The following is a 23,505-nucleotide window of genomic DNA, read 5'->3' as shown; positions in this document are numbered from 1 at the left end:
AGTCAGCCATCCGAGCCGACGATCGGCGCTACCCGTTGATCGCCCGGCTCGGACGAAATCTCACATCGTCCGCGTGGCGTCACTACTCTGACCCGAGTGACAAGGCTGAGCGATGCCGAACTGGACGCACTGGTGGAGCAGGCCACCGTCGACGCCTACGACGAGGACGAGCAGCGCACCGGCTTCCACTGCCTGCTGGAAGAGCATCTACGCGTTCCCTTCCAGACCACCGTCCTGGGTGTCGAGGTGAACGTCACGAAGATCGATCTTTCGCCTGGTGGTGAGATCGTTGCAATCTGCACCCGCGGTAAGCACCGGCAGGCCATCGGGCTCCTGAATCTGCCGCTTCCCACACCTCGCCCGGCAGGCGCCGAATGGATCGACGCCTACCAGCACTGGGCCCGCTGAAGACGAGCGAAGATGAGCACTTACCAGTACTACGAGTTCCTGGCCGTCGACCAGCCTCTGGACGAACGACAGCAGGCTGAAGTCCGCGCGCTATCTACGCGGGCACGGATCACCGCCACCAGTTTCACCAACGAATACCACTGGGGCGATTTCCGGGGCGACCCCCGCAGGATGATGCGGCGCTACTACGACGCCCACCTGTACGTCACCAGCTGGGGCACCCATCAGGTGATGCTCCGCCTTCCCCGCACACTGCTCCCGCTCAAGGTCGCCGAGCAGTACTGCATCGACCCCCACGTCACCGCCGAGGTTTCCGGCAAGCACATCATCCTCGACCTGACCAGCGAGGACGAGGGCGGCGACTGGATCGAAGGCGCGGACGAATCGCTCTCGGCGATCATCGGAGTGCGCACGGAACTCGCGGCCGGAGACTTGCGTGCCCTCTACCTCGCCTGGCTCGCGGCTTACGGAAGCTGGGAACGCGATGAGGACGCCTTCGACCAGGACGAAGAAGACGAACTCGAACCGCCGGTACCCGCAGGGCTGCGTGCCCTCACCGCTTCTCAGCGCGCTCTCGCCGACTTCCTCCGCCTCGACCCCGACCTGCTCCAAGTCGCCGCCCGGACGAGCCCGCCCCTGGCTGACACCAAGGACGATGGCGGCCAGCTCGCCGAATGGATCGAGGCACTGCCGGTCAGGGACGTGAAGGCACTCCTCCTTCGAGTCGCGCAAGGCCAAGGGCACCGGGTCCAGATGGAGCTGCTCCGCCGTTTCCGTGGCAAACCCGACGCCGAAAAAGACGACCGTCCCCGGCGCACGGTGGCCGAGCTGCTGGACACCGCCGCCCAAGTCCGCCACGAACGTGAACGCGAAGCCGAGGCGGCACGCGCGGCGCAGGAGGCCCGCCGCGAGCAGCAGCGCGCGGCGGCCCGCGAGAAGAGACTGGACGCCCTGGCCCGCGACCCCGAACTGACCTGGGTACGCGTCGACGCACTCATCGACACCCGCAAACCGTCCGACTACGACGTGGCCGTCGAACTCCTCAAAGACCTCCAAGCCCTCGCCGACCGCGCCGGCCTCCCTCAGGAGTTCACCGAACGGCTCACGCTCCTACGCCGAAAGCACCACCGCAAACCCGGCCTCATCGCCCGCTTCGACCGCGCCGCCCTACCCGCGGCACGGTCATGACCACCACGCCGCCATCGGAAACATCCTCGCCGCGCTCCCCGGTCTGGCTACCCTGCCAGCGTGACCACCGCATCGGGGCTCGACTTCCAACAGTTGCACGCCGACGCCGACCGCGACGGCATCACCAAGCTCGTGGTCGGTGCCATCGTCCACACCGATGGCCAAGTGCTCATCCTGCGCCGCTCCAACGAGGACGCGTTCATGGCCGGTATCGAAGAGTTGCCCTCAGGCGGCGTCGAGCCAGGCGAGAACCTGCTCACCGCACTGGAACGCGAGCTGGCCGAAGAAATCGGCTGGACCGGACCACTCACCCTCGATCCTGGCTTTGTCGCCCATTTCGACTACATCTCCGGATCTGGCCGCAAAGCGCGCCAATACACCTTTGGTCTCACCCACAACGGTCGGCCCATCGTCCTGAGCACCGAACACACCGCCCACCGATGGCTTCACCCCACCGACCTAACCGATTCCGACGTTACTGACGAGACCGCTCAGGCAATCCGGGACTGGGCCGCCTCATAACGTTGGCAGCGCGGTGAGGAAGCCGTCGATAATCTCGAAAAGGTTCGGTCCCATGGTTCGCTCCGCGTCCGGATGCCGGGCCGGGTCTCTGACACACCTATCGCGATGAGCCGTCGCATTGATCAGGAGCTCCCTTGGCGTCACAACAGTTCGAGCCGCCCTCGGGCACCAGGGACTTTCTCGCCAGCGCCCTGCGTACCCGCGAGCATGTCTTCGCGCAGGTCCGTGGGGTGTTCGAGCGGTACGGATTCGAACCGTTGCAGACGCCGGCCTTCGAGCGGCTGGAGACCCTGACCGGCAAGTACGGCGACGAGGGCGACAAGCTGATCTTCAAGATCCTGCGGCGCGGCGAGCACGAAGCGACCGGCGAAGCCGACCTCGCTCTCCGCTACGACATGACCGTCCCGCTTGCCCGAGTCGTCGCCGCCTACGGCTCACAACTCCCTATGCCGTTCAAGCGGTACGCCATGGGTCCAGTGTGGAGGGCTGACCGGCCAGGTAGGGGCCGGTTCCGCGAGTTCGCGCAATGCGATGTGGACGTGGTCGGCTCGGCGTCGCCACTCGCTGATGCTGAGGTGGTCTGCGCGCTGACTGATGCGCTGGACGCTGTCGGCGTGCGTGACTACCGGGTACTGGTGAACTCACGGCGGGCGTTGTCGGGGCTGCTGGAGGTCTATGGCGTTCCGGTCGAACTCGGCGGCGGTGTACTCATCACCCTGGACAAGCTCGACAAACTCTCCCCAGACAAGGTCGCGGCCGAGATGGTGGACGCCCGATCGTTGGCGCCCGACCTCGCCGAAGCCCTGGTCGGCGACCTGACGGCCGCTGACGCTGTTGAGCGAATGCAGACCGCGCTGAAGGACAGCGAGGCCGGGAGCGCAGGCCTGGACGAGATCAACCGGCTACTCGAACTGGCATCCCCGAGAATCGGCGAAGACCGACTCGTTTTCACCCCCGGCCTGGTCCGTGGCCTTGACTACTACACCGGCGTGATCTTCGAAGTGGTCGCCGAGGGAATGCCGGGATCGATCGCCAGCGGTGGCCGCTACGACGGCCTGATCTCCTCCCTTGGAGGACCAGACGTCCCTGCCTGCGGCGGCTCCCTCGGCGTCGAACGGATCATCGGCCTCCTCGGCGACGGCGAGGGCGACGCACACAGAATCGACGTCGCGGTCACGATGATCGCCGAAGACACCGCGTCCGAAGTCATGGGCTTCGCCGCACAACTACGGGACGCTGGCCTGCGCACCGAGATCTACCTGGCCGCCAGCCGCAAACTGGCCAAGCAACTCAAGTGGGCCGCCGACCGAAAGGCGCGCTTCGCGCTGATCTATGGAGCGTCCGACAAGGAGGCGGAGGTGATCACAGTGCGCGACATGGATTCAGGGGAGCAGACCCTGGTCCCGGTCGGCGAGCTTGTCGCGCACCTTGCCCAGAGATGCGGCCCGTTGGGATAACCGTACGGCGCCTACCCGTTCGAGGGCCGTACCCAGGCCAAGGTCTTGGGAACGGACGCCTTCGACCCGCACACCAGAACGCCTTGTGCCTGATCAGGAATTCGGGTCAATCGACTTTATGGCTATTGTATCGCCCGATACCTGCTGATCGCTTCTTCGTATTGCATACTCCAGTTGGCCCCATCAGGCCATGAACTTGCGACAAGCGTTTCTTCGGGATGTGGCTCGGGTAGGGGCGTCGGTGGCTTCTATCCAGGAGGTTCGCATGAAGGTGACCGGTCGGCTCGGCAAAACGCCTGCTGAGCGCGGTGACACGACCTCGACGACCGGCTCCCCTGATATTCTCACTCTCAGTGATGGCGCATTCGCGGTCATCGGTGTCGACATTACCGAAGAGCTTGGGTCGAATCCGCTGAAAGACGCCCGGTGTGCACCGAACGAACGCATCGTTCGAATCACACGCACCACTCTCATCGCCGCGAAGAAAGACATCCCGGACGAATGATGCATCAACCGCCTCCGTGGGCACTGGACGGCAGCGAACGGCTCACCCTGGAAGGCTTTCTGGAGTCGTTCGGTGAGGCATGGGCACGCACCGAGCGGCGTTTCCTCAAGTTGGAGTGCTGGCAGGCATACCGTGAGGCCGACGGTGTCCAATCGCAGGAGGCATTCCAGGCGGGCGACGCCGCGCTGGCCCGCCGCCTTCTACAGGAAGAGGCGATGGGGGACCAGCCTCTTCGCGATGAGGTGAGGTCCCGGAACCTGCAGTTCACCCGGGTGCGGCTGCTCGCCTACCCGCTCACCGACTACCTGCACTACGAAATGATCAACTATGAGGTGCGGAGCCGGCTGGGAGAAGACATCGAGTTCTTCGTGCCGCCGTCTCCCGTGGAGAGCTACTTCGACTTCCTGTTGTTCGACTCCCACACCGCCCTCATCCACGACTACGGACCTGGCCCGGTCGGCCACCAGACCGGCGGCTGGCTCACTCATCACCGAGAGACGCTGCACGCCCTGGCGGACATCGCCGACGACTTGCGCACCCGCGGCGAGCAGATGCGGCCACTGGAAGGCATTCCGGACACATCCCGCGCCTAACATGGCGGTGCCATGACAGGCAGAATGAGGCGCGCCCTCCCCACGGGTCTCGCGATCAGCGCGGGGCTCCTCATCGTGGTCCTCTGCGTCCTCGTCCCGGTTCTTCTCCTGCTTCGGTTGGAGGACGACGAGTTGGCGCGCTGGTCGGACATTGGCCAGGCGGTCAGCCCGGTCGCGGTCTTCTTCTCCGGTGCCGCATTCCTGGGCATCACCGCCGCGCTCCTGATGCAGGGCCGTGAGCTGCGAAACCAGCGTGAAGAGCTGAGGATCGCCCAGGAGGAGCAACTGCGCAGCAGCGAACTCGCGATGCGCGAGCTGCACACCGACCTGATCAAGATGGCCATCGAGGACAGCGAACTTCTCTCGGTCTGGCCAGCCCCCGCCCCCGGTGAGCAAACGACCCGCAAGGACCACTACTGCAACCTGATCCTCAACCTCCAGAAGGTCGCCTACGAGACTCACACGATCGAGCTCCCAGAACTCCGCAACGCCCTGCGGTTCCTCATGACCAGCCCGGACATGCGCGCCTTCTGGACCCGAAGCCGCCAATCCCGCGTCTCCATCACCGACGGCGACGATGCTGAGGACACCTTCACTGCCGAGGTAGACGCGGCGTACACCGACACCATCGCCCCGTAGAGCAGTCCAGCGAATGCTCGGTCCGCCCTTACGACATGCCGAGGTGGCCTCCTGAACGACCTGCGTCCGAGTTTCTCCGCTATGCAAGTGCCTACGCTGGATGGGCGTGACGAGCCCTGGACCCGCACTTGGCCGAGGACGGCGTTCGCGCATCCTGCGAGATGACCGCGCTACGTGGCAGACCTCGCCTCATCGAAAGCGCCGGCCTTGATCTGACGCCTGAGTTCCTGCCATGCCCGATCTTCAAGGATGAGTTTGGGGCCTTCCGGATCCTTGGAGTCCCGCACGGCTGCGTAGCCACTGACGCTCGCAAGCTCGACGCACTGATCAGTCGTTTGCTGGCTGCGGCTGCTCTTCATCCAAGAGCCCTGGCTGGAGTCTTGATCCTCGAGCCCAGGCGCCAAGGCAGTGACTTCCACGCAGTTCTCGCCGCTGGTGCTGTAGGAAGAGCGACGCCATGTGCGGGGGGTGACGCTAGCCATCTCCGGTGATCTCCCTTGCGGCACGTTCGATGCGCGCCCGTGATTCGTCTGGAGACAATGCCATTTCGGATAGTTCGTCGAAGACCACCCTACGGCGACTGACGTCCTCTTCGGACTCCAGGTAGATGTCGCCGCCCGGGGTCTCGAGGTAGGCGATGTCGGGGTCTACGCCTACCTCGAACGTCAGGACGACGAAGTCTCCGTTGAGGCCCGGATGCCTGCCACGGGCGAACGGGAGCACCTGGAGGTTCACATGCGGGCGCCGCGCATCGGCGAGTAGCGAATCGAACTGGCCCCGCATCGTCTCGGCGCCACCCATCCTGCGATGCAAGATGGCCTCGTCGAGGATGACGTGGAGGTCAGGAGCGCTCGGGCGACTCAGGATTGAGCGCCTGGTCATCCGTGCGGCAACGCGACGCTCGATGTCTGCGGTGTCCGACGTGAAGGCCATCACGACTTCGCGTGCGTAATCGGGCGTCTGGAGCAGACCCGGAACCACCTGGGGCTGCCATTCGCGAATCTGGGAAGCCTCGTCCTCCAGGGACAGGTACGTGCCGGTGAAGATGTCGCGGTAGGCAGTCCACCAGCCTCGCTTCCAAGCATCCTTGGCGAGCTGGAGCAGAGCATCACGCTCGGGACTGATGACACCGTAGAGATCCATGATCGCGCTGAGGTCATTGCCGCTGGCCTTGGTGAGGGCCCGCTCGATCCGCATTACCTTCTGGCGGCTCCAGCCAAGGCGTTGAGCAACATCGTCCGGACGCAATTGGGCCCGTTCGCGTAGTTCGCGAAGTTCTCTGGCGAGGCGACGGCCACGAACCGTCGGGCTATGCGGCTGGACCATGAGTGGCAGTCTGCCTTCCCCTCTGCGTCCTGGGTGAAGTGGTCGCAGCAATTCGTCAACAAATCTGGTCGAGGTGATTGTGATCATGAACTGTACAGAGTCACTATGTCATGGCAACACGGAGAGCGACCAAGTGACCACAGTCGAACAAGGTGGCGAGTTGGTTCGCGTCGGTGGCCAAGAGGTTCGTCAGAGCTTCAGAGGAGCCGACGCACGGTGGCTCTGTGTGCCAAGAAGTCTCCGTGTGGCCGGGCTATGGATTGCAGCCCCTCGCCCGGCCACACGGCCTCACCCACAAAAGGGAGGTATGGATGAGGATAGCTCTGAGGGCCGTGACACCGCCTATCCTCCAGAGCGCTGAGGGTCTCTCATGCGCAGCCGAGCCGCCGGGCCGTAGCGAACCGCCCGCTAGGACGGACGTGGACGGCTCCCTGGCCATCTCCAGAGGGCCGGCGGTGCGCCAAGTCTCCGATTTCGGAGCGAGGATCAAGGCAGGCAGAGACGATCATCTGTGGCGCATAGACACGCCGGGCGTGGCCGACGCGGTACCTCTTCTGCGCCGATGGGTCCGTCTGCTCCTGTCAGCAGAGCCACGGCTTGCCGAGGCGTTCGAACTGATCGTCAGCGAATACGGCACCAATGCCGTCTGGCACTCGGCCAGTGGCGCACCTGGTGGCCGCATCAGAGTCGAACTCCTCATCGGCAACCGGCAGACGCTCCTCACGGTGCTGGACGACGGCCCTGTCCCCGTCCGCACTGATGAGGAAGTCGACCCCGCCGAGCACGGACGCGGATTGATTCTCGCCGACGCGCACGCCGACGAGACCGGTCAGGACGACCGCGCCGACGGCCACGCCGCCTGGGCCCTGATCAACCACTGAGACCAGGACGCGCGCTGCACCCCCTGGTGCGCGTCCTTCGCCGACCGTCCTGGTCGGCCAGTCGTGCGGTCGGTGGTCTGTTCCCCCGGAATCCACCGGCCGCACGACACCCCATTCGGCCGTCCTGGCCATCCATCACCTGACGAGCGCGCCTGCCGCGTTCGCTCTGGAGGTGACGTTGTGACTTACTGTGAGTACGCTGCCCGACTCAGCGGCCTCCCCGACGCTGCCGTCGTGTGGAACCACGGCCTGGCAGAGGAAGCCGATCTCGACCAGGCTGTGGAAGCCCTGCGGCGACGCTACCCCGGCATGTGCATCTACTGGGGCGAGTACACCGGCTCCCTTTGGGCCTTGCTGCCCGATCACCTGGTTGAGGCGAAGAACGCCTCTGATCTCGCCCGACGCATCGACTCGATCTTCGAATGCCGGGCTCTCCGGAGCGTTAGAAGCCTCCACGTCCAGCACGAGGTATCACCACCTCGGGCGCTCGACGGCACCTGGGACACGCCGAAAAGGAAGGTGCCTCCCGCAAGGGATCAGTTCTGGCCTGCCGACCCGGAGCCACGCCGCCGGCGCAGCCTCCTCGGCTGGCTCCTGGTCGGTTTCCGCCGGATCATGCGAGGCCCACCGCACCTGGCGCCTCCCGTCCGCTGAAGCGACACCGATGGCAGTGTCAACGGCGCCCTCTTGCTCGTGATTGTCTGCAGCCATGAGGCGCCGCGAGGTTCGAGCCGGAGGAAGAGGGCCACGGCTGTGAGGGGCGGTGCCTTCGCAGTCGCCGACGAGGTACTCGACGCCATCCGGCTGGGAGGCTCGAGCGAGCAGCCAAGTTCGGCTCAGGGCTGCCCGCCCTGCTCAACGATCTGGCCCGCCTGACCTCTCCAGCAGTCGTATGGATGGGAGTCACAGGCAGATCTTCCCCCTTCCGGCCCTACACCGAGAGTCGTCCTCCTTTCGGGTATTACGCAGGCTCCAGTGAGACGTGGCGGCGAGTTGTAATTGAGCTACTCGGTCGAGGGAGTAACCTGCTGATGGCCCTTCTTTGAGATGGCCTATCCGTAACTCTGCGGTCCGCCGCCGCCCGCCGCCGCAGCGTAAGAGCTTGAGTGGGATGCGCTGGCACAGTTTGGGTGCCGCGCTGTTTAGAGGCTGCAAGGTAGGACCGTGTCGCGACACGTTGTGGATTCATGGAAATCCACCGCACTGTGGTGCGGGACCGGGCGCGGTCCTGGTCGAGTTGATGGGAGGTGCAGTCACGAGCGAGGCGCAGCTCAACCAGCCACGCAAGCTCCAGCGACGTTCGCAGCTCGGCGGAGGACGCCGACGGGACCGGGAGATGAGGTTCCGAGTCAGCGACCAGGAGTACGAGGAAATCTGCGCGGCAGCCCAGCGAGCAGGAGCCGCCTACGGCACCTTCATTACCCAGACCGTACAGGCAGCCATTCGCCAGCACGAATTAGGACAGCAACCAACCGCGGAACTCTGCGAAGAACTGCGCGGCATCGCGCGACAGCTGAACCGAATCGGCGTGAACCTCAATCAGCTGGCGCGCATAGCGAACACGACGGGACAGGTGCCCTGCGAACTGCCCGCCGCATTGTCGTATCTGGAAAACGTCCTCCGCAGAGTGGACACCTGGTCCGTTGAGATCGGCCGGCTCCTGCGTTGATCGGCAAAGTAACCCGAGGCGAGAACCTCGCAAGGCTGCTGTCCTACCTCTACGGCCCCGGCACCCGCAACGAGCACGTCGATCCCCACATCGTCGCCGGGTTCCGGCTCCCCATGGCCCTGGAACCCGGTCTCGATGCCAGAGGCCATCGGGACTTCCGCCACCTGGTCGGTGTCATGACCTCCCCACTCGACACCCTCCGGCACACGCCACTGACCTCGCCGGTCTGGCAGTGCTCGGTCCGAGCGGCCCCCACAGACCGAACCCTGTCGGACGACGAATGGGCCGACATCGCCGAGGAGGTGATGCACCAAACCGGATTCGCCCCACGAGGCGACGACCAGGCATGCCGCTGGATCGCCGTGAGGCACGCCGACGACCACATCCACTTGGCCGTCGTCCTGGCCCGCGAGGACGGGCGCAACCCCAACGTCCACCGCGACTACTACAAGGTCGCCGACGCCTGCCACATGGTTGAGGAACGCTACGGCCTCACCCGGACCGCCCCCGCCGACCGTACAGCAGCACCCCGACCGACCCGAGCCGAGAAGGAACTCACCGACCGCTAGAACTGGCCGGAGCCACCCCGCTCCACCCTCCGCCGGCGCGTGGCCGCTGCAGCCGCCGGAGCACAGAACGAAGCAGACTTCTTCGCCGCCCTCGGAGACGCTGGAGTACTGGTCAAGACCCGAGAGAGCACCCGCAACCCTGGAGAGATCACCGGTTACGCCGTCGCCCTTCCGCACCACACCAACCAAGAAGGTCAACCGGTCTGGTTCTCCGGAGGCAGACTCGCCGCCAACCTCACCCTCCCCAAACTCCGTCACCGCTGGTCAGCTTCACAAGAAAGCAACCCGTTCCACCAACACACCTTCTACAGAGGAGAGCTGACCCATCAGGAAAGATCCGCGGCCTACCAGCAGGCCGCCCGAGCCGCCGCCACAGCCACCTGGCAGATGCGTCACATCCAAGACCCGAGAGTCCGCGCCGACGTGGCCGCCGCAGCTGCCGACGTCCTCAACGTCACCGCGGCCATCACCGGCAACCGAGAACTCGCGGAGGCCGCCGACTTCTACGACCGGGCAGCCCGCGAGCCCTACGGATACCAGCCACCGCACACGCCCTACGGAACAAACCTCCGCACGGTTGCCCGCGCGCTGGCCCTATCCGAGATCCGGGGACGACGTGGTCACCGCCCGAGCTTCGCTGGAGTCCTGCTCCATCTCATCGTGCAGTTGGCAGCCCTCATCGAGGCGGTCGCGGAGTTCCGGCAGCTGCAGCAGCGTGACGCCCAGGCCGCTGCTGCCCGAAAAGCTGCCGCCCAGCTCACCAGCGTCAGCCGGCACACGCCACGACTGCCGTCCCCGACGTTTCCAAGGACGCCCCCGAATCCCACGGCCGAGCAGAACGCCGCGCGTCTCGCCGCCACTGGCTTCCCGATACCCCTCGGCCATCAGTTGAGCGATTACCAGGGCCAACCCGTCAGGCCCACGCCCCCGCAACCTGGCTCGCATCGCCGCCGCGGTCCATCGTGGTAGCCCGACAGTAAGACCGGACGCCACGCCGGACGCAGTAGTGGCGTAATGATCAACGCAGGCGCATACTAACGGAGCGTAAACAGTCTCAACGATGTGCAAGCAGTACACGGGCGCAGCGTCCGAGACCGCGAACCTGAGCCACATCTTCCCCGCCGCACGAGAAAGGCGAAGCCATGACCGACCACAGCCCGAGCACGGGATCCACATTCACGAGGACACACCCACATGAGCGACTACACGCCGGCCCCCGCCGCCGCTGGTAATGACGACGAGACCGTCCAACTCGCAGCCAACCTGTACGAACACGTCCGACAGCTCAACTACGCCACGGCTGGCCCACCCAGCCTCACTCAGCCCTCCACCGCGTACGCCATCCTCGGCAACCTCAGCGCAGCCACCTATGGCCTCAACCAGGCGCTCGATCAGGTCAACCGCTTCTTCCTGCGCGAACTCCAGGCTGGCCGACTCGGCCACGACCACGGCGAAGACCTCACCGACGTACTGAGCCGCCACGGCCAAGCCCTGGCCGATGCAAGGCACCACACCCAAGCACTCTGCACGGCCCTCAACGAGGCACACGCCGCCATCAACGCTGTCCACTCTCGCCCCTCCCAACGAGAGTCGGCGTTCACAACTCAACGCTGGGCAAGCGATCAAGATGCTGGCGTAGCCGCGGCGGCCGAAGACTTCCCGAGACCGATCAGCGATTTCACGTTCATCGAACGGCCTCCCACCAGCGAACAGCACAGCCCGATCCGCTTCCGTCACACGAACACCCCGGAGGCCTAAGCATGGAACCGATGAGCCGCGAGGAACTCGCAGCCCTTCCCACCACAACCACCATCGAGACCGCCGCGCGCGCTCTCGGCCTCGGCCGAACCCGCGCCTACCAACTCGCCCGCGAAAATCGCTTCCCCTGCAAGGTCATCCGCATCGGCACGTCCTACCGTGTGGTCACTGCCGACCTCCAGCGCCTCATGGCTGGCAACGAGGGATCTTGATCTGGAAGTCCATCCTCTCCACAGGTGCATTCGACGTCTCGGCGGCAGGCTCGGATCAGAGTTGGTCGTTGAGGTTGGTTGGGCCTCGGCAGCGGAGTGTCGGTGGCAGCAAGTGCAGGAAGCATAATCAAACTGGGAATATTCGACGACTCTCCTGGTGGATAACGTCGAACTGCTCGTTGAGGAAATCATTCACGCGACCGGTTCCGCACACGAGGGCTGGCGGTGCTGAAGCTCGTGTTCTTGTATGACTATAGAGGGTTATGACTGATCCCTCATCGAAACGATAGGCGCTGAACAGAAACTCGCCGGAGCGGAAGTAGACTTCCACCTGTGCTCCCCCCGACACGCTGAGCCCCTCGTAGAATCCGCGTGCATCACTAATCTTTTGCTTCAGCTCATCTACCTCCGTGTCGAATCGCCAAGCGAGGGGGCGGAGGGTCTCGATGTCCTCTGCATCCGGAAGGTAAATCCTCATTCTCTTCTGTGAATGCGCCGCGAAGGTGATAAGGTGACGGGCGAGAATGTTTCGCCATGTTTGTCCGTAGGCAACGAATATGTCGAGGTTCGTGCTGCGTTCTAACGCATCGCTCCAGTCGTATTTACTTAGATATGAGTCACCGACCCAGAGAACTCCCGATCTATTGAAAGACGGAGGCGTGGGGGCGGAGTGTCCTTCTTCTGGAGCACTATTCACTTGGAGGCGTTCCCAAGCCGCCATCCATGGATCCACGCCGCTATCATCGATGCCGCAGGCCCTGATAAAACCGGAGACGAATTCCTTGCGAGGTGGACGTTTCTTCGCGAGGACGTCACTAATGGTGCTACGTGCCAACGGATACCCGTTGCGTGCCCCCCAGTGCTCGATACTACGTATCGATTTGTCCGACTGGCGCCTTAGTCGTTTGAGCATCTCGACCATGTCGCCGAAAGATTCGACCTGCCGCGGGTCCAGTCCTGTCCCGTCCTGCCCCAACACAGCCCCCACGCTGTCCTGTCCAGGTATGTCCGAAAGCGTCCGGTGAAGTGCACGTACGATAGCGGACGGTGACGGCTTTCGGCGAGGCTGGGGCCGCTTCAGGCCAGGAAGCGGGTCCCGTTGTGTCCGATGACGTCCGATGTACTGGCGAAACAAGCCGACTTGGTGTCTCCTAGGGGCACGGGTGGCTCCCACCGTCCCCGCCAACGGACTCAGCACGACACCCGCCAAAGCGCACTAACCGCTTGCAGTCGGGTAGTGGACACGGGGTCCTGTCAACCCTTCATGTGGGTTGCCTCAGGACGACAAGAAGGGAGCGGTCAATGGCGCGCATAGCCATCGGTAAATTCGTTGAATATCGGAATTCGCCTGGTGTTGGACGAGTTGCTGAAGTTGGCTGCACGAAAGTCTGCGTGGAGTTCTTCGAGTCCGTTGCTACCCCACGCGCATTGGCGCAGTGGGTTCCGGCGGACGACTGTCTTCTGGTGTCATTGGACTTGGAGACAAGGGTTTTCTGGCAGAGGCCTGACACGGGAGACTGGCTGGCCGGGCGAATTAAGGGTCATGTCGACGGTAAGTACTTCGTTCAGTTCCCCAATTACACCGCCCACTTTCCCGTGCCCGAGTCGGAATTGCGTGTGCGGTGGGACCGACCTGTGGTAGACCCGGTCTCGGTCCTTGCTTCTGGCGGCAACGAGTCTGGATACTACTACAATGCGCGCCTTCCATTCCTGCGAAATCTAATTGAGCAGCGTGCTGCGAGTGCCAGTACCCCTGCATTGCTCTCCAGTGGCGGCGAGATATTCCCTCATCAGGTCAACGCCGCCCTAACGGTCCTCTCCGACCCAGTGCAACGGTATCTACTCGCTGATGAGGTCGGCTTGGGGAAGACGATTGAGACCGGCTATATAGTGCGGCAAACGCTAATCGACGACCCTAATGCTAAGGTGTGTGTGCTGGCTCCGGATGTGCTGAGGCGCCAGTGGGGCAGGGAACTGGTCGAAAAGTTTTTCATTGATGACTTCTCCATGGCAAAGATCAAGATCCTCCCGCACGAGACGCCGGAGCGTTGGGCAGACCACCACGGTAGTGATCTCCTCGTCGTGGACGAGGCCCACCAGTTAGCTGCCACTTCTGACCCCGACGCATCGCCGTACCGTGAACTTGCAGCCCTCGCGCATTCGTCGTCACGGCTGTTGCTGCTGTCTGCAACCCCTGTGATGTCGCACCGCACCACCCAACTCGGGATGTTGCATCTGCTCGACCCTGTGCTCTACAAGTGGAGCGATCGGGAGGCTTTTGAGCACAAGCATCGGTTGCGTTCGCGCTTGGCTGACGGCGTCAACAACCTTGATGCCGAATTCACCTACCTACTTCCCACTGCGATTGAGGACATCCTCGAAATCGTCCCGGCTGAGGACACACGCTGCGTTGATCTGAGCAGGGCCGTCCTGGACTTGTTGGACGACCAGGACGAACTCCGGCCCGACGCCGAACTTGCGGAACTAGAGGCCCGCACTGAAGCACTGCGTGCCCACATCAGCGAGGCGTACCGGCTACACCGACGCGTCATCCGGCACCGTCGGTCAACGGTCCTGCAGGACGATCCCGAATCTGACTTCATGCCTTACGAAGTTCGCGGACGCCGAGCTCCCGGGCCGCTGGTACCACAAGGCGGTGTCGACGAGATGCTGCGGGTTCACTTGGCCGAATGGCGTACCCGCGTCTGGGACTACCTCGTGGATCACGAGCGTGAGGGCGACAAGCTCGGTTACGCCATGGCACTCGCGGTTCTAACCTCCCGGGCTACCGGACACCCACAAGACTTCCTTGACGCGCTCACCTGGCGCTTGGACCGCGTTCCTGCCGCTGCAGAGCAAGCCGGGTTGACCGCTGAAGAACGCACGCTGCTGTGCACACCCGACGTCCTCGACATCGAGCGGCCGGTCCTCGATGATCTCCATGCGGAGGTTGACGGCCTCAACAACCGCAGGTGTCTCGACGAGTTGATCTCGACGATCCTCCCTGGTCTCAAAGGCCGTAAGAGAGCAGTGGTGTTCTGCGGACCTGGCCAGGTGGCCGGCCAGGTGACCGACCGGCTACGTCAGCGGTTCCCATCCGTCTCTGTCTTCGAGCACACTAAGCGTTCTGGCCCAGAGCGGTCCGAGCAACAGGTGATCGGCTGGGCTGGCCGTACCGAAGTCGGCGGAGACGCACGTCGTTCAGCTGTACTCGTCGTCGACGACTCCGCTGAAGATGGCCTGAACCTCCAAGCTGCGGACGCCGCTGTCCACATCCGATTGCCCTGGTCCCCAAACCGGCTGGAACAACGGCTTGGTCGTATCGACCGCTATCGCGAGGCCAGCCTTCCCGGCCAGTTCACTGCTGTGCCCCAGTTCAGAGTGGGCGATCCCTTTGCCGAAGACTCCCTGCCGGAGGCATGGGCGGCGCTGCTGATGGAAGGGTACGGCATCTTCGGTAACTCAGTGTCGACACTCCAGGACGCGATCGCCGAGGGTCTCGCGGCGACCTGGTCCGATGCACTGGAATCGGGGGTGGAAGGTGTCACCGGCAAGGTCGGCGCGATCACTGAGGAAATGAAGAAGGCACGCGAGGAAATCGATAAGATGGACATGCTGGAGGCGATAAACGATAACAACGTCGGGGGGCGCAACATCGCCGCTGAACTCCAAGATTTTGAGTATAGCTGGAAGAGTGTGCGCAGTGCTATGCTCGATTACGCCGCCGGTGCGGGTGGAATTAGACTCCGCACCGTTGAACGAACTATTGCTGGAAGTAAGCAGCAAGCATTTGATCTGGCCGTGTCCGAGCCGTTGATCGATCCCCGCCGCTGGCGCAACATGCTGGCCGAACTTCCCGCCGCCGCGACGCGGGGGGTCTTCAACCGGTCGGTAGCAGCGCGGTCACCCGGGATCCGACTCTTCCGATCCGGAAATCCACTTGTGGATGCCCTCGCAAGGGCGATTTACCATGACGATCGTGGGCAGGCCACGGCCTTCCGCCGGTTCGACCGGCGGCACCAGGACGCCCCGGTCCCCTACTTCGGCTTCGACTTTCTGGTTGAAGCAGATCTATCCGCGGCCGGGGAACTCGTCGGTGACCAGCCACACGTTCCGGCGGCGCTGCGGCGTCAGGCCGACCAGTTGCTTGCCCCCTTCACTCTGAAGGTGTGGATCGAGGCCGGGGCGGCCGCGCCTCTGACGCACCCGGGCGCGATCGCTTGGCTCGACCAGCCCTATGACAATCGCCGGGACAAGAACTACAACGCTGAGCGTCTGCCTGGGCTTATCGGAATCTTCGGTGGTTGGGACGGCTACCGCGAAACCGCAGAAAGAGCCGAACAGGCCGCGCGCGAGCATCTTGCCGATGTCACTGACCTGCAGCAGCGCTGCGCCCGGGCCCAAGAACACGCACTACGCCACATTGCCGTGCTCGATGCGCAGGCGCAGACCCGGAAGGCGGCCGGTCACCTGCTCAGCGATACCGAGAGCCTGCTGACCGATGTGGCCGTCACCCAGGCACTGACCAACGGGCTGACCGCTCCCGTGGTCAAGGTTGTGGCGGTCACCTGCATCGTCCGTGCCGGGCTGGAGAGGGTAGGCAATGCCGTTCAGTGAGTGGGATGAGGCACGGCGACTCTTCGCGGCATGGCCGGACACCACGGCGGTCAACAACGGCGGGGGAGCCGTTGGCCGACTGGTTGACGCACTCACCGATCTACCAAATGGCGAGTCGGGTTGGCGTGACATCGTGGCCTTGACCCGGCAGATCCTGCTGAGCGCAAGGGTCCGCGGCAACGAGACGCCACTGACCGTTCCTAGCGACTCGCTGCTGCCCACTGAGGCCCAGTGGTGGGAGGGCGGCTGCCAAGCCCAGTTGATCTCGCCTGGGAGGCTAGCCGTCACGGCGCAGTTCTGGTCGCCAAGAGTACCGGCCGGATGGGCCGCCTCCGCCGCGGAGCATGACATGAAAGAGGTTGCTCTAGGGCCGGAGTCATCGCTTCGGCGTCGGCTCGACGGAACACCAGGCGACCCTTTCTGGTCGGAAGCCCTGGGGTACGAGCGGTACTACTCCATCGGCCAACGTCAGGCCGCCCGTTCCGTGGTGCTGGCGCCCGCCGGCAGCACCACGATCGTGTGCCTACCCACAGGTCACGGCAAGACCCCAGTGGCGCTCGCCCCCATCCTGCTTGGTCAGAAACTCGGCGGAACGTCCATCGTCGTGGTGCCTACGGTGGTGCTGGCGCTCGACATGGAACGCCGAACTCGCGAGCTGTTGCGGGGTCGAGGGGTTGAAGCACCCAGTGGCCACTATGCCTACATCGGCGCTCTCGCCGAGGAGTCCAAGCGGCAGTTGAGGGAGGATGTAGCCAACGGTCGGCAGACGGTGCTGTTCACCTCACCCGAGGCGATCGCCTCGGGGCTGCAGAAGGCACTGGACACCGCAGCCGAAAACGGCTATCTGCGCTACTTCGTCATTGACGAGGCCCATCTTGTCGAACAGTGGGGGAACGACTTCCGACCCACCTTCCAGACGCTCGCCAATCAGCACCGTAACTGGCTGCGCCGCGCTCCGGCCGGCCGGGAACCGCGCACGGTCGCCATGAGCGCGACGCTCACGGCCCAGCAGGTCGAGACGCTAGAGAACCTCTTCGGTCAAGCCGGAGCCACACAGGTCGTCTGGGCTTCCCAACTCCGCAGTGAGCCCAGTTACTACATCGACACGTTCCCCGACGAGCAGAGTCGCCGCTCCGCCGTTGTGGAAGCGCTGACGCGGCTACCTCGGCCGGCGATCCTCTATCTAACCCGTGTTGAGGACGCCCGCCGGTGGGCTGAGGAACTCTACGACAGCGGTCTGCGGCGCGTTGCGCATGTCACTGGCGAATCAACCCCTGAACAGCGTGGCGCTGCCATGGAGGGCTGGGCTGGACGGACCTCTGGCGAACCTGTTCCAACCCGCTTCGACATCATCGTAGGGACCTCGGCCTTCGGGCTAGGGATCGACCTCGATGATGTCCGGACGGTAGTGCACGCCTGTGTACCCGAGACAGTGGACCGCTACTACCAGGAGGTTGGGCGGGGCGGACGCGACGGGAACCCCTCGTTGGCCTACATGGCCGTTGTCCCTGGTGACTTCTTTCTCGCTGAGAGTTTGAACAAGAATGTGATTCTCAGGGCCGAAACGGCGTGGGGTCGCTGGTCTGCCCTGTTCCAGAACCGCCTGGGAGAAGTAGAGGGCACTTACCAACTGGACCTCGACATGGTTCCTCCGCGGATGACGATCGGCTACGCCAAGAACCGCGCCTGGAACACCAAAGCACTCAACCTGATGTCACGCGCCCACATGATCGAGGTGACGGCTCCCAAAGTTCCGGTCCGAAGGGAGGACGAGTCCGACGCAGCATGGGAGGCGCGCCTCGCCCTGTACTACGAGCACCTGCCGTCCCGCGTCGACGTACGGCTCCTGGACGGCCAGACAAACGATCCGGCCTACTTTGAGCGGAAGATCGACGACACGAGAACAGGCATCATCAACAGCCAGCAGGATTCGCTGGACCAACTACGGAAGGCGATCCACAGCGACCGTTGCATCGCCGACGTGTTGGCCCAGTACTACCTGCTCCCTGTGGAACGCGGCGTCCTCCGTACTTCCGCAGTGTGCCGGGGTTGTCCGCATTGCCGTCAGCATCTCGAACCGCTAGAAGCCGGGCGCTTCTACCGCATAGCTGCGCAGCCCCATCCAACTCTGGCCTATTGGCCCACGAGCGCATCGGCCCCGCTCAGTGGATTCCTGGGGTCTAACGCCTCGTTCCTGAGTGTCTGGTGGGAAGCAGAGAGCCCCGAGCATCGGTTGCTCGGTCAACTTGTGGAACAACTCGTTCGCCGCGGGGTGCATGTGATCGGTGGTCCGGGCGCGGCCCCCCTGCTCACGGCAATCCAGCGTGACGTCTCGCCCGAGCCGCTCATCCTGGATGCCGATGAGGAGCTCCTCCAGGATGACCGATGGCCGCTTCTGTGGGTTCTTGAGGACTCGGATACCTCACTGAGTACCGCCGAGCGCGACCGGATCGACAGTGGAGCACTGACCTACCTCCTCCACGCAGACCATCTCATTCATCCAGATAAGCCGATGTCTCGTCTTATCGATATACACAGCTCTAACATAACCATCGAAACCGCCCTAAGGTCCCTCTAATGTCGCTCCTCAACGTCAATGATTCCCTGCCGGCGTTCCTATGGGCAACCGTGCGGCTGCTCGCCACAACAGAACATCCCTACAGTGTCGAGAAGGCGAAGGCGTTGCTGGTCCCTCCTCCTATCGAAGGGGAGAAGGGCAGGGCTTTCAGTGATGCGGTGTCGACTCTTGAGGATCTAAAACTCGTCACGAGTCACGAGAACGGCATGCTGGAACTCCTGGGGGCCGCACGAAATTTGACAGGGAAGAAATATGGCGAGTTCGCCAAGGTGCTGCGTGATGCGGTGCTCGATCGCTCCCTCAACACCGAGATTGGTGATAATGCCAGCCAACTCGGGCCCCGAGACTTGTGCCGCGCGCTCAGTTGGTTCCTCACCCAGGACCCCACTGGACCAGCATTTAACTGGACCTCGGTTCAGCAGGTCCAGCAGGGTGCTTTGTCCGAGGAGGCTGGCTCTCTCGCCCTCATCAATGACACGCGGTGGACACGGTTCACCGCTTGGGCGCCGGCGCTGGGGTTTGCCGCCGCCGCACTGGCGACGAGTAACTCAGCCAGCTATCTGGTCCCGGACTGCACGGCCGCCGTACGCCAGACCATCTTCCTCCGATGGAAACCGGATACCAGCTTGAGCAGTGCCGAATTGCTACGCGGCTTGCGCGAGGAACTACCCGTACTGCCTGGAGGCGAATTTTCGCTGGCGGTTGGTCTTCCCGCCCCCGCAGACATGTCTGCAGGGGCCGCGCTCTCGCATGCGCTTCTCCGCGGCTCGGAAGAAGGCTGGCTGGCGCTGGAACGCGACGCTGACGCTCGAAACCTTCTCCTTGTTCACGACCCGGACCGGCCGGATTCGCCCCGCGCATACAGCACGATCAAGATTCTCAAGGACCTCAATGTCTGATCTGCACAACACATTGTGTTGGATTCCAGAGATCGCCTCCGCAACTGTTAACACCGAAGCAATCAACCCGTCTCCTGCCGTATTCCTCGCGACACACGCGCCGCTCCGCATCCGGCAGGCTGCCGTACGGGGGCGCGAACTGATTCGAGAGGATATCGAGGTCAGCGAAGAGGACGTCCTCAAGGATTTTCTGACGCGGAAGGCGGACACCGGCACCCTGCTCATGCCGATCGTCGGTGACTCCGGCTCCGGAAAATCACACCTGGTCCGGTGGGTCCGAGAGAACATCAGCGACACTAATAAGTATCAGGTCATCTACCTGGAGAAGTCGCGGACTAGTCTTAAGGCTGTCATTGAGGAGTTGCTGAGCGGTGTTCAGGACGACTCGCTGGACAGGCTACGTGCGGATATCAACAGCTTTAGTAGCGGACTGGACGAGATTGCCCTTGCGCGCAGACTAGTCAATGCCCTCAACGAAGCTCTTGCCGCCACGTCCCCGAAGGACATGCAGGGAGCGGCACGCATCCTCGCAGGCCCCAAGGGCCTTGCGACGATTCTGCAAGACCCTCATATTCAGGGCTACATACTTGCAGAGGGCGGCTTCATCTCGACACTGGCGTCACAACTCCTCAGCAATCGTGGGGCTATTGGTCCCGAAAGGGCTCCTGGGTTCGATATCGAAGACCTCCCATTGGGCGTCAGTGACATCAGAGAGGCCGCCCGGGTCCCAGCAAATCTTCTAGGCAAAATAATGTCGTCGTCTGACCTGCAGAGTGCGGCGGTCGACCTGATCAACCTGCATATAGATACTGCGGTTGGGAGCGTGGCCAACCTTGGAGGCGGCCGTCTCTTCGAAGCGATGCTTCAGGTCCGTGAAGCGTATGCGCGGAAACGGAAAGAGATCGTCCTGCTGGTCGAGGACTTCGCCCTCGTCCAGGGTGTGCAGCGCGAATTGCTGGAGGCGCTCACGGAAGCTGCGACCCGCGAGGGCAAGCAGCGGTACGCACCGATGCGAACGCTTATGGCGATCACCACCGGTTACTTCCGTGAACTGCCGGAAACGGTGCTGACTCGCGTCGCCGCGGCGACCGGGGGACATATCTATGACCTGGACCGGGTCTTCAGTGAGGAGGATGACGGTGGCGGTCAAATCACTTCATTCGTCGGTCGCTACCTCAACGCCGCTCGAGTGGGTCGCCAGAAACTAGAGCAAGCCGGTCTGGACACCGTACCCAACAAGTGCGCAACGTGTCCGTACCAGAAGACGTGCCACGAAGCCTTCGGCAGCACTGAGGAAGGCTACGGCCTTTACCCCTTCAACGAATCGGCGCTCAAGCGCATGGTCCACTCGGTTGCTCCAAGCGACAAACCATGGGCTTTCATCCCTCGAGCGGTTCTGAGCAATGTCATCCGTCCCATGCTTATCGATCACGCCCGTGAAATTAACGAGGGCGAGTTCCCCAGCAGACGCGTCAAGGAGAGGTTCCGTACCGCATCCATCGACTCACCGCTGTCCAGCGCGCTGGAAGGAGAGATCGATAACGTCGACAAGGCCAATCCTGATCGACGCAAGATCCTGCTCGAGTTTTGGGGGGATGCGCCCAGTGATCCCAGACAGATCGACGATGCTGTACTGAAGGCGTTCAGCCTCCCGCCTCTCTCTAACGCCGGCACGCGGCCGCCTGTTACCAAGCCACTTCCCGAAAAAGTAGTTCAGCCCCCGAAACCCGGAGGCCTGTCTCCCTCTCAGCAGCGAAGGATCCAGGCCCTCGAAGACTGGACTCAGCGCCAGGAAGTGCTTCCGCAGGACATAGCGGGCGTGATCCGAAGCATCGTCGCGGACACCGTGTTCCGGCGTTACGATTGGTCGGCGCCGTTGATGCGGGAACTTCCGCGCAGTGCACTGGGAAACGCGTGGTCGAACCAGGCCACGGTGGTCTCCATCGAAGGCAGCGTTCAGCGCCTTCCCGGTACGGACCGTGCTCCGATCAAGTTCAAGCGCAATCCAGTGAACAGCCAGTTCTTCCAAAGCCTCTATTTGGCAAAGGAAGACAGCCCCGAAGCGCGTGGAGAGCACCTCCGCCGCCTGGCCAAAATCGCCGACGACTCGCAGAGCGAGCTCTCCGAAGCCATCGTGCGGCACATGGAGATCTCCGATGAGGAGTTGACGATCGGGTTGCGCGCCTCACTCATCGGTGCAGCGTTGGCGGGTAGGGCCGCACCGAAGATGAGTGATGAGGAACTCCTCGCGGTGGCCCTGGACGACGGCGGCACCTGGCGGCGCGGTGACATCGCGTTCCGGATCGACGGTTGGCGCAGTCTTCTCGAAACACATCTGGGAAGGCGTCGCCCGCTCGTCGAGCGTCTGCGCACAGCACTCGGCTTGGCCCAGGGAACCGGTGCGGTGCAGATGATCGATGCTGCTCGCGCACTTCCGCTTCTGCGAGATGCGCAGCGGAGTTGGACATGGGAGACCCCGGAGAAGATCCCCTCCTGGGTGAGGCCTGCGGTCGCCGGGTTTGGGCGCTGGAATTCCTACGTCATGGAGCAGTTCGATGCGCTCGCGCTCCGAATAGGCGAAATACGGAAGACCTTCGCGCAAGACGAAAGCGGGCCAGAAGTCGTGAGGCAGGTCCGTTCGGCATTGACCGAGGCGGAGAAGGTCGGCCTCGGACCAGGACAACACGATCAGTTGCGAGCACTGCTCGCTTCGGCGGAGGCCGCCGACTGGAGGGCCGTGACGGCTCTTGAAAAGGATATCAAGGCGGCCACCTCCGAGGATGATCCACGTGCACTGGACACCGTGCTGCTGGCGGTGGCTCCCGACCGGGGCGCCGCGCTCATGACGATCAGCGAGTTCCTGAGGCACGCGGACCAGTGGCTTACTTCGGCACTTGCGTTCGCTGCTGGCCGCAGCGACACCTCCGGTGACGCCGCGGTCACAGCCATGACGAACGTGCTGAACGACTGGGCTTCGCTGATTGAAACGCAGGGGAACAATGTCTGACATTACTTCCGTTCTTAACAAAGCGACCCGTCTCCAACTCGAAGCCAACCGCATCTACTTGAGCCAGGCAGGAGCGCACGAAGCGGAGCGTGTACAGAACCGTGTTCACTCGCTCAGCCTGGCGATCGGTAAGTTGCAGATGTTGGCGAGGATCGCGCATTTCCTCATCGTGCGAACGGAAGCCAGAATCGATCTTTCGATGCTCGGCCAGGGATACAAGGAGTTGGCCAAGCATGCGGAACGCGGCTTTCCGTCGAACCAGGCATTCGGTCACGCCGAACGCCGTCTCCAGAGCACCGCGAACGCGTTGGCCGGGGCAATTCAGACCGAGTGGAAGGCCTGGGCGGAGGAGCAACTCGCTGAACTCGACCTTAGCCGTATAGCTATGCTCGGCCAAAAGCAACAAGAGCAAGCAAGAATGCTTCTGAAGTCACTCAAAGTGACGGCAACTTCTTTGTCAGTGGATATCCCTCAGATCACCGAATTCATTAATCAACACGCGCTGCTTTCCGAGGAACTTCAGCAGGCTCCGGTCGTTCCTGCTGAACTTCTCGCGCTGCTGAACAGGCTGAACGATGGAGGCGTCACTCTCGCAGACGTCGACGACGATGAGATCGCTCTGCTCCGGTCACACGCGATGGACCGGCAAATCGAGTTGAAGAGGAAGTTGTCGTGAC

22 protein-coding genes are annotated in these 23,505 nt (G+C 63.2%); 19 read left to right on the top strand and 3 right to left on the bottom strand.

Going from position 1 to position 23,505, the window contains the following annotated elements; genetic code table 11:
- Positions 1–96 precede the first annotated feature (96 nt).
- The 7 genes from E1200_RS04935 (at position 97) to E1200_RS04905 (ending at position 5,312) form a co-directional block, all read left to right on the top strand.
- A complete protein-coding gene (locus E1200_RS04935; RefSeq protein ID WP_131950580.1) occupies positions 97–408 on the top strand; it encodes a calcium-binding protein in 312 nt (103 codons plus the stop codon).
- Positions 409–420: 12 nt separating this feature from the next.
- A complete protein-coding gene (locus E1200_RS04930; protein ID WP_131950579.1) occupies positions 421–1,596 on the top strand; it encodes a hypothetical protein in 1,176 nt (391 codons plus the stop codon).
- A gap of 60 nt (positions 1,597–1,656) precedes the next feature.
- Positions 1,657–2,118, top strand: a complete 462-nt coding sequence (locus E1200_RS04925) for an NUDIX domain-containing protein (RefSeq protein ID WP_131950578.1) — start codon at positions 1,657–1,659, stop codon at positions 2,116–2,118.
- A 134-nt stretch (positions 2,119–2,252) separates the two neighbouring features.
- Complete coding sequence (gene hisS / locus E1200_RS04920) at positions 2,253–3,575, top strand: histidine--tRNA ligase (RefSeq protein ID WP_131950577.1); 1,323 nt, start codon at positions 2,253–2,255, stop codon at positions 3,573–3,575.
- Between the two features lie 265 nt (positions 3,576–3,840).
- A complete protein-coding gene (locus E1200_RS04915; protein ID WP_131950576.1) occupies positions 3,841–4,080 on the top strand; it encodes a hypothetical protein in 240 nt (79 codons plus the stop codon).
- Complete coding sequence (locus E1200_RS04910) at positions 4,077–4,673, top strand: DUF6879 family protein (RefSeq protein ID WP_131950575.1); 597 nt, start codon at positions 4,077–4,079, stop codon at positions 4,671–4,673. The genes E1200_RS04915 and E1200_RS04910 overlap by 4 nt, the downstream gene beginning before the upstream one ends.
- 117 nt (positions 4,674–4,790) lie before the next feature.
- The gene (locus tag E1200_RS04905; RefSeq protein WP_131950574.1) at positions 4,791–5,312 is read left to right on the top strand and encodes a DUF6082 family protein; all 522 of its coding nucleotides are present in this window, start codon (positions 4,791–4,793) and stop codon (positions 5,310–5,312) included.
- A gap of 170 nt (positions 5,313–5,482) precedes the next feature.
- Here the strand turns inward: E1200_RS04905 and E1200_RS04900 are convergent, their stop codons facing one another.
- Complete coding sequence (locus E1200_RS04900) at positions 5,483–5,794, bottom strand: DUF397 domain-containing protein (protein ID WP_131950573.1); 312 nt, start codon at positions 5,792–5,794, stop codon at positions 5,483–5,485.
- Entirely contained in the window at positions 5,787–6,638 is an 852-nt protein-coding gene (locus E1200_RS04895; RefSeq protein ID WP_131950572.1) for a helix-turn-helix transcriptional regulator, read from the bottom strand. Before E1200_RS04895 ends, E1200_RS04900 begins: the two co-directional genes overlap by 8 nt.
- Before the next feature lie 419 nt (positions 6,639–7,057).
- Here E1200_RS04895 and E1200_RS04890 point away from each other — a divergent pair, with 419 nt between their 5' ends.
- From E1200_RS04890 to E1200_RS04860, 7 genes are all read left to right on the top strand, one after another.
- The gene (locus E1200_RS04890) at positions 7,058–7,519 is read left to right on the top strand and encodes an ATP-binding protein (protein ID WP_165950199.1); all 462 of its coding nucleotides are present in this window, start codon (positions 7,058–7,060) and stop codon (positions 7,517–7,519) included.
- Between the two features lie 234 nt (positions 7,520–7,753).
- Positions 7,754–8,173: a hypothetical protein gene (locus E1200_RS04885; RefSeq protein ID WP_131950570.1), complete on the top strand. Its 420-nt coding sequence runs from the start codon at positions 7,754–7,756 to the stop codon at positions 8,171–8,173.
- 682 nt (positions 8,174–8,855) lie between these two features.
- Positions 8,856–9,188, top strand: a complete 333-nt coding sequence (gene mobC / locus E1200_RS33520; RefSeq protein ID WP_165950198.1) for a plasmid mobilization relaxosome protein MobC — start codon at positions 8,856–8,858, stop codon at positions 9,186–9,188.
- On the top strand, positions 9,185–9,757 hold the full coding sequence (locus tag E1200_RS04875; RefSeq protein WP_131950568.1) for a hypothetical protein: 573 nt from the start codon (positions 9,185–9,187) through the stop codon (positions 9,755–9,757). Before mobC ends, E1200_RS04875 begins: the two co-directional genes overlap by 4 nt.
- Before the next feature lie 39 nt (positions 9,758–9,796).
- Positions 9,797–10,726: a hypothetical protein gene (locus E1200_RS04870; protein WP_131950567.1), complete on the top strand. Its 930-nt coding sequence runs from the start codon at positions 9,797–9,799 to the stop codon at positions 10,724–10,726.
- 225 nt (positions 10,727–10,951) lie between these two features.
- Entirely contained in the window at positions 10,952–11,515 is a 564-nt protein-coding gene (locus E1200_RS04865; protein ID WP_131950566.1) for a hypothetical protein, read from the top strand.
- 11 nt (positions 11,516–11,526) lie between these two features.
- Complete coding sequence (locus E1200_RS04860) at positions 11,527–11,727, top strand: helix-turn-helix domain-containing protein (RefSeq protein ID WP_131950565.1); 201 nt, start codon at positions 11,527–11,529, stop codon at positions 11,725–11,727.
- Between the two features lie 127 nt (positions 11,728–11,854).
- Here E1200_RS04860 and E1200_RS04855 read toward each other — a convergent pair whose 3' ends face one another.
- The gene (locus E1200_RS04855; protein ID WP_165950197.1) at positions 11,855–12,706 is read right to left on the bottom strand and encodes a hypothetical protein; all 852 of its coding nucleotides are present in this window, start codon (positions 12,704–12,706) and stop codon (positions 11,855–11,857) included.
- Positions 12,707–13,029: 323 nt separating this feature from the next.
- On the opposite strand from E1200_RS04855, the gene dpdE reads away from it, so the two are divergent.
- Genes dpdE through E1200_RS04830 form a run of 5 tightly spaced genes read left to right on the top strand, consistent with a single transcriptional unit; the run spans position 13,030 to position 23,504 of the window.
- Positions 13,030–16,344 (top strand): protein DpdE, encoded by a 3,315-nt coding sequence (gene dpdE / locus E1200_RS04850; protein WP_131950563.1) that lies wholly within the window; start codon positions 13,030–13,032, stop codon positions 16,342–16,344.
- The gene (gene dpdF / locus E1200_RS04845) at positions 16,331–18,922 is read left to right on the top strand and encodes a protein DpdF (RefSeq protein WP_131950562.1); all 2,592 of its coding nucleotides are present in this window, start codon (positions 16,331–16,333) and stop codon (positions 18,920–18,922) included. Before dpdE ends, dpdF begins: the two co-directional genes overlap by 14 nt.
- Positions 18,922–19,821, top strand: coding sequence for a protein DpdG (gene dpdG, locus E1200_RS04840; protein WP_131950561.1), 900 nt, complete (start codon positions 18,922–18,924; stop codon positions 19,819–19,821). The genes dpdF and dpdG overlap by 1 nt, the downstream gene beginning before the upstream one ends.
- Complete coding sequence (gene dpdH, locus E1200_RS04835) at positions 19,814–22,828, top strand: protein DpdH (RefSeq protein ID WP_131950560.1); 3,015 nt, start codon at positions 19,814–19,816, stop codon at positions 22,826–22,828. The genes dpdG and dpdH overlap by 8 nt, the downstream gene beginning before the upstream one ends.
- Positions 22,821–23,504: a hypothetical protein gene (locus E1200_RS04830; protein WP_131950559.1), complete on the top strand. Its 684-nt coding sequence runs from the start codon at positions 22,821–22,823 to the stop codon at positions 23,502–23,504. Before dpdH ends, E1200_RS04830 begins: the two co-directional genes overlap by 8 nt.
- Position 23,505 lies beyond the last annotated feature (1 nt).

The organism is Actinomadura sp. GC306 (assembly GCF_004348665.1).
Taxonomy (GTDB): domain Bacteria; phylum Actinomycetota; class Actinomycetes; order Streptosporangiales; family Streptosporangiaceae; genus Spirillospora.
Note: the sequence above shows the minus strand (reverse complement) of the source record. Positions and strands in the feature narration are given on the sequence as shown.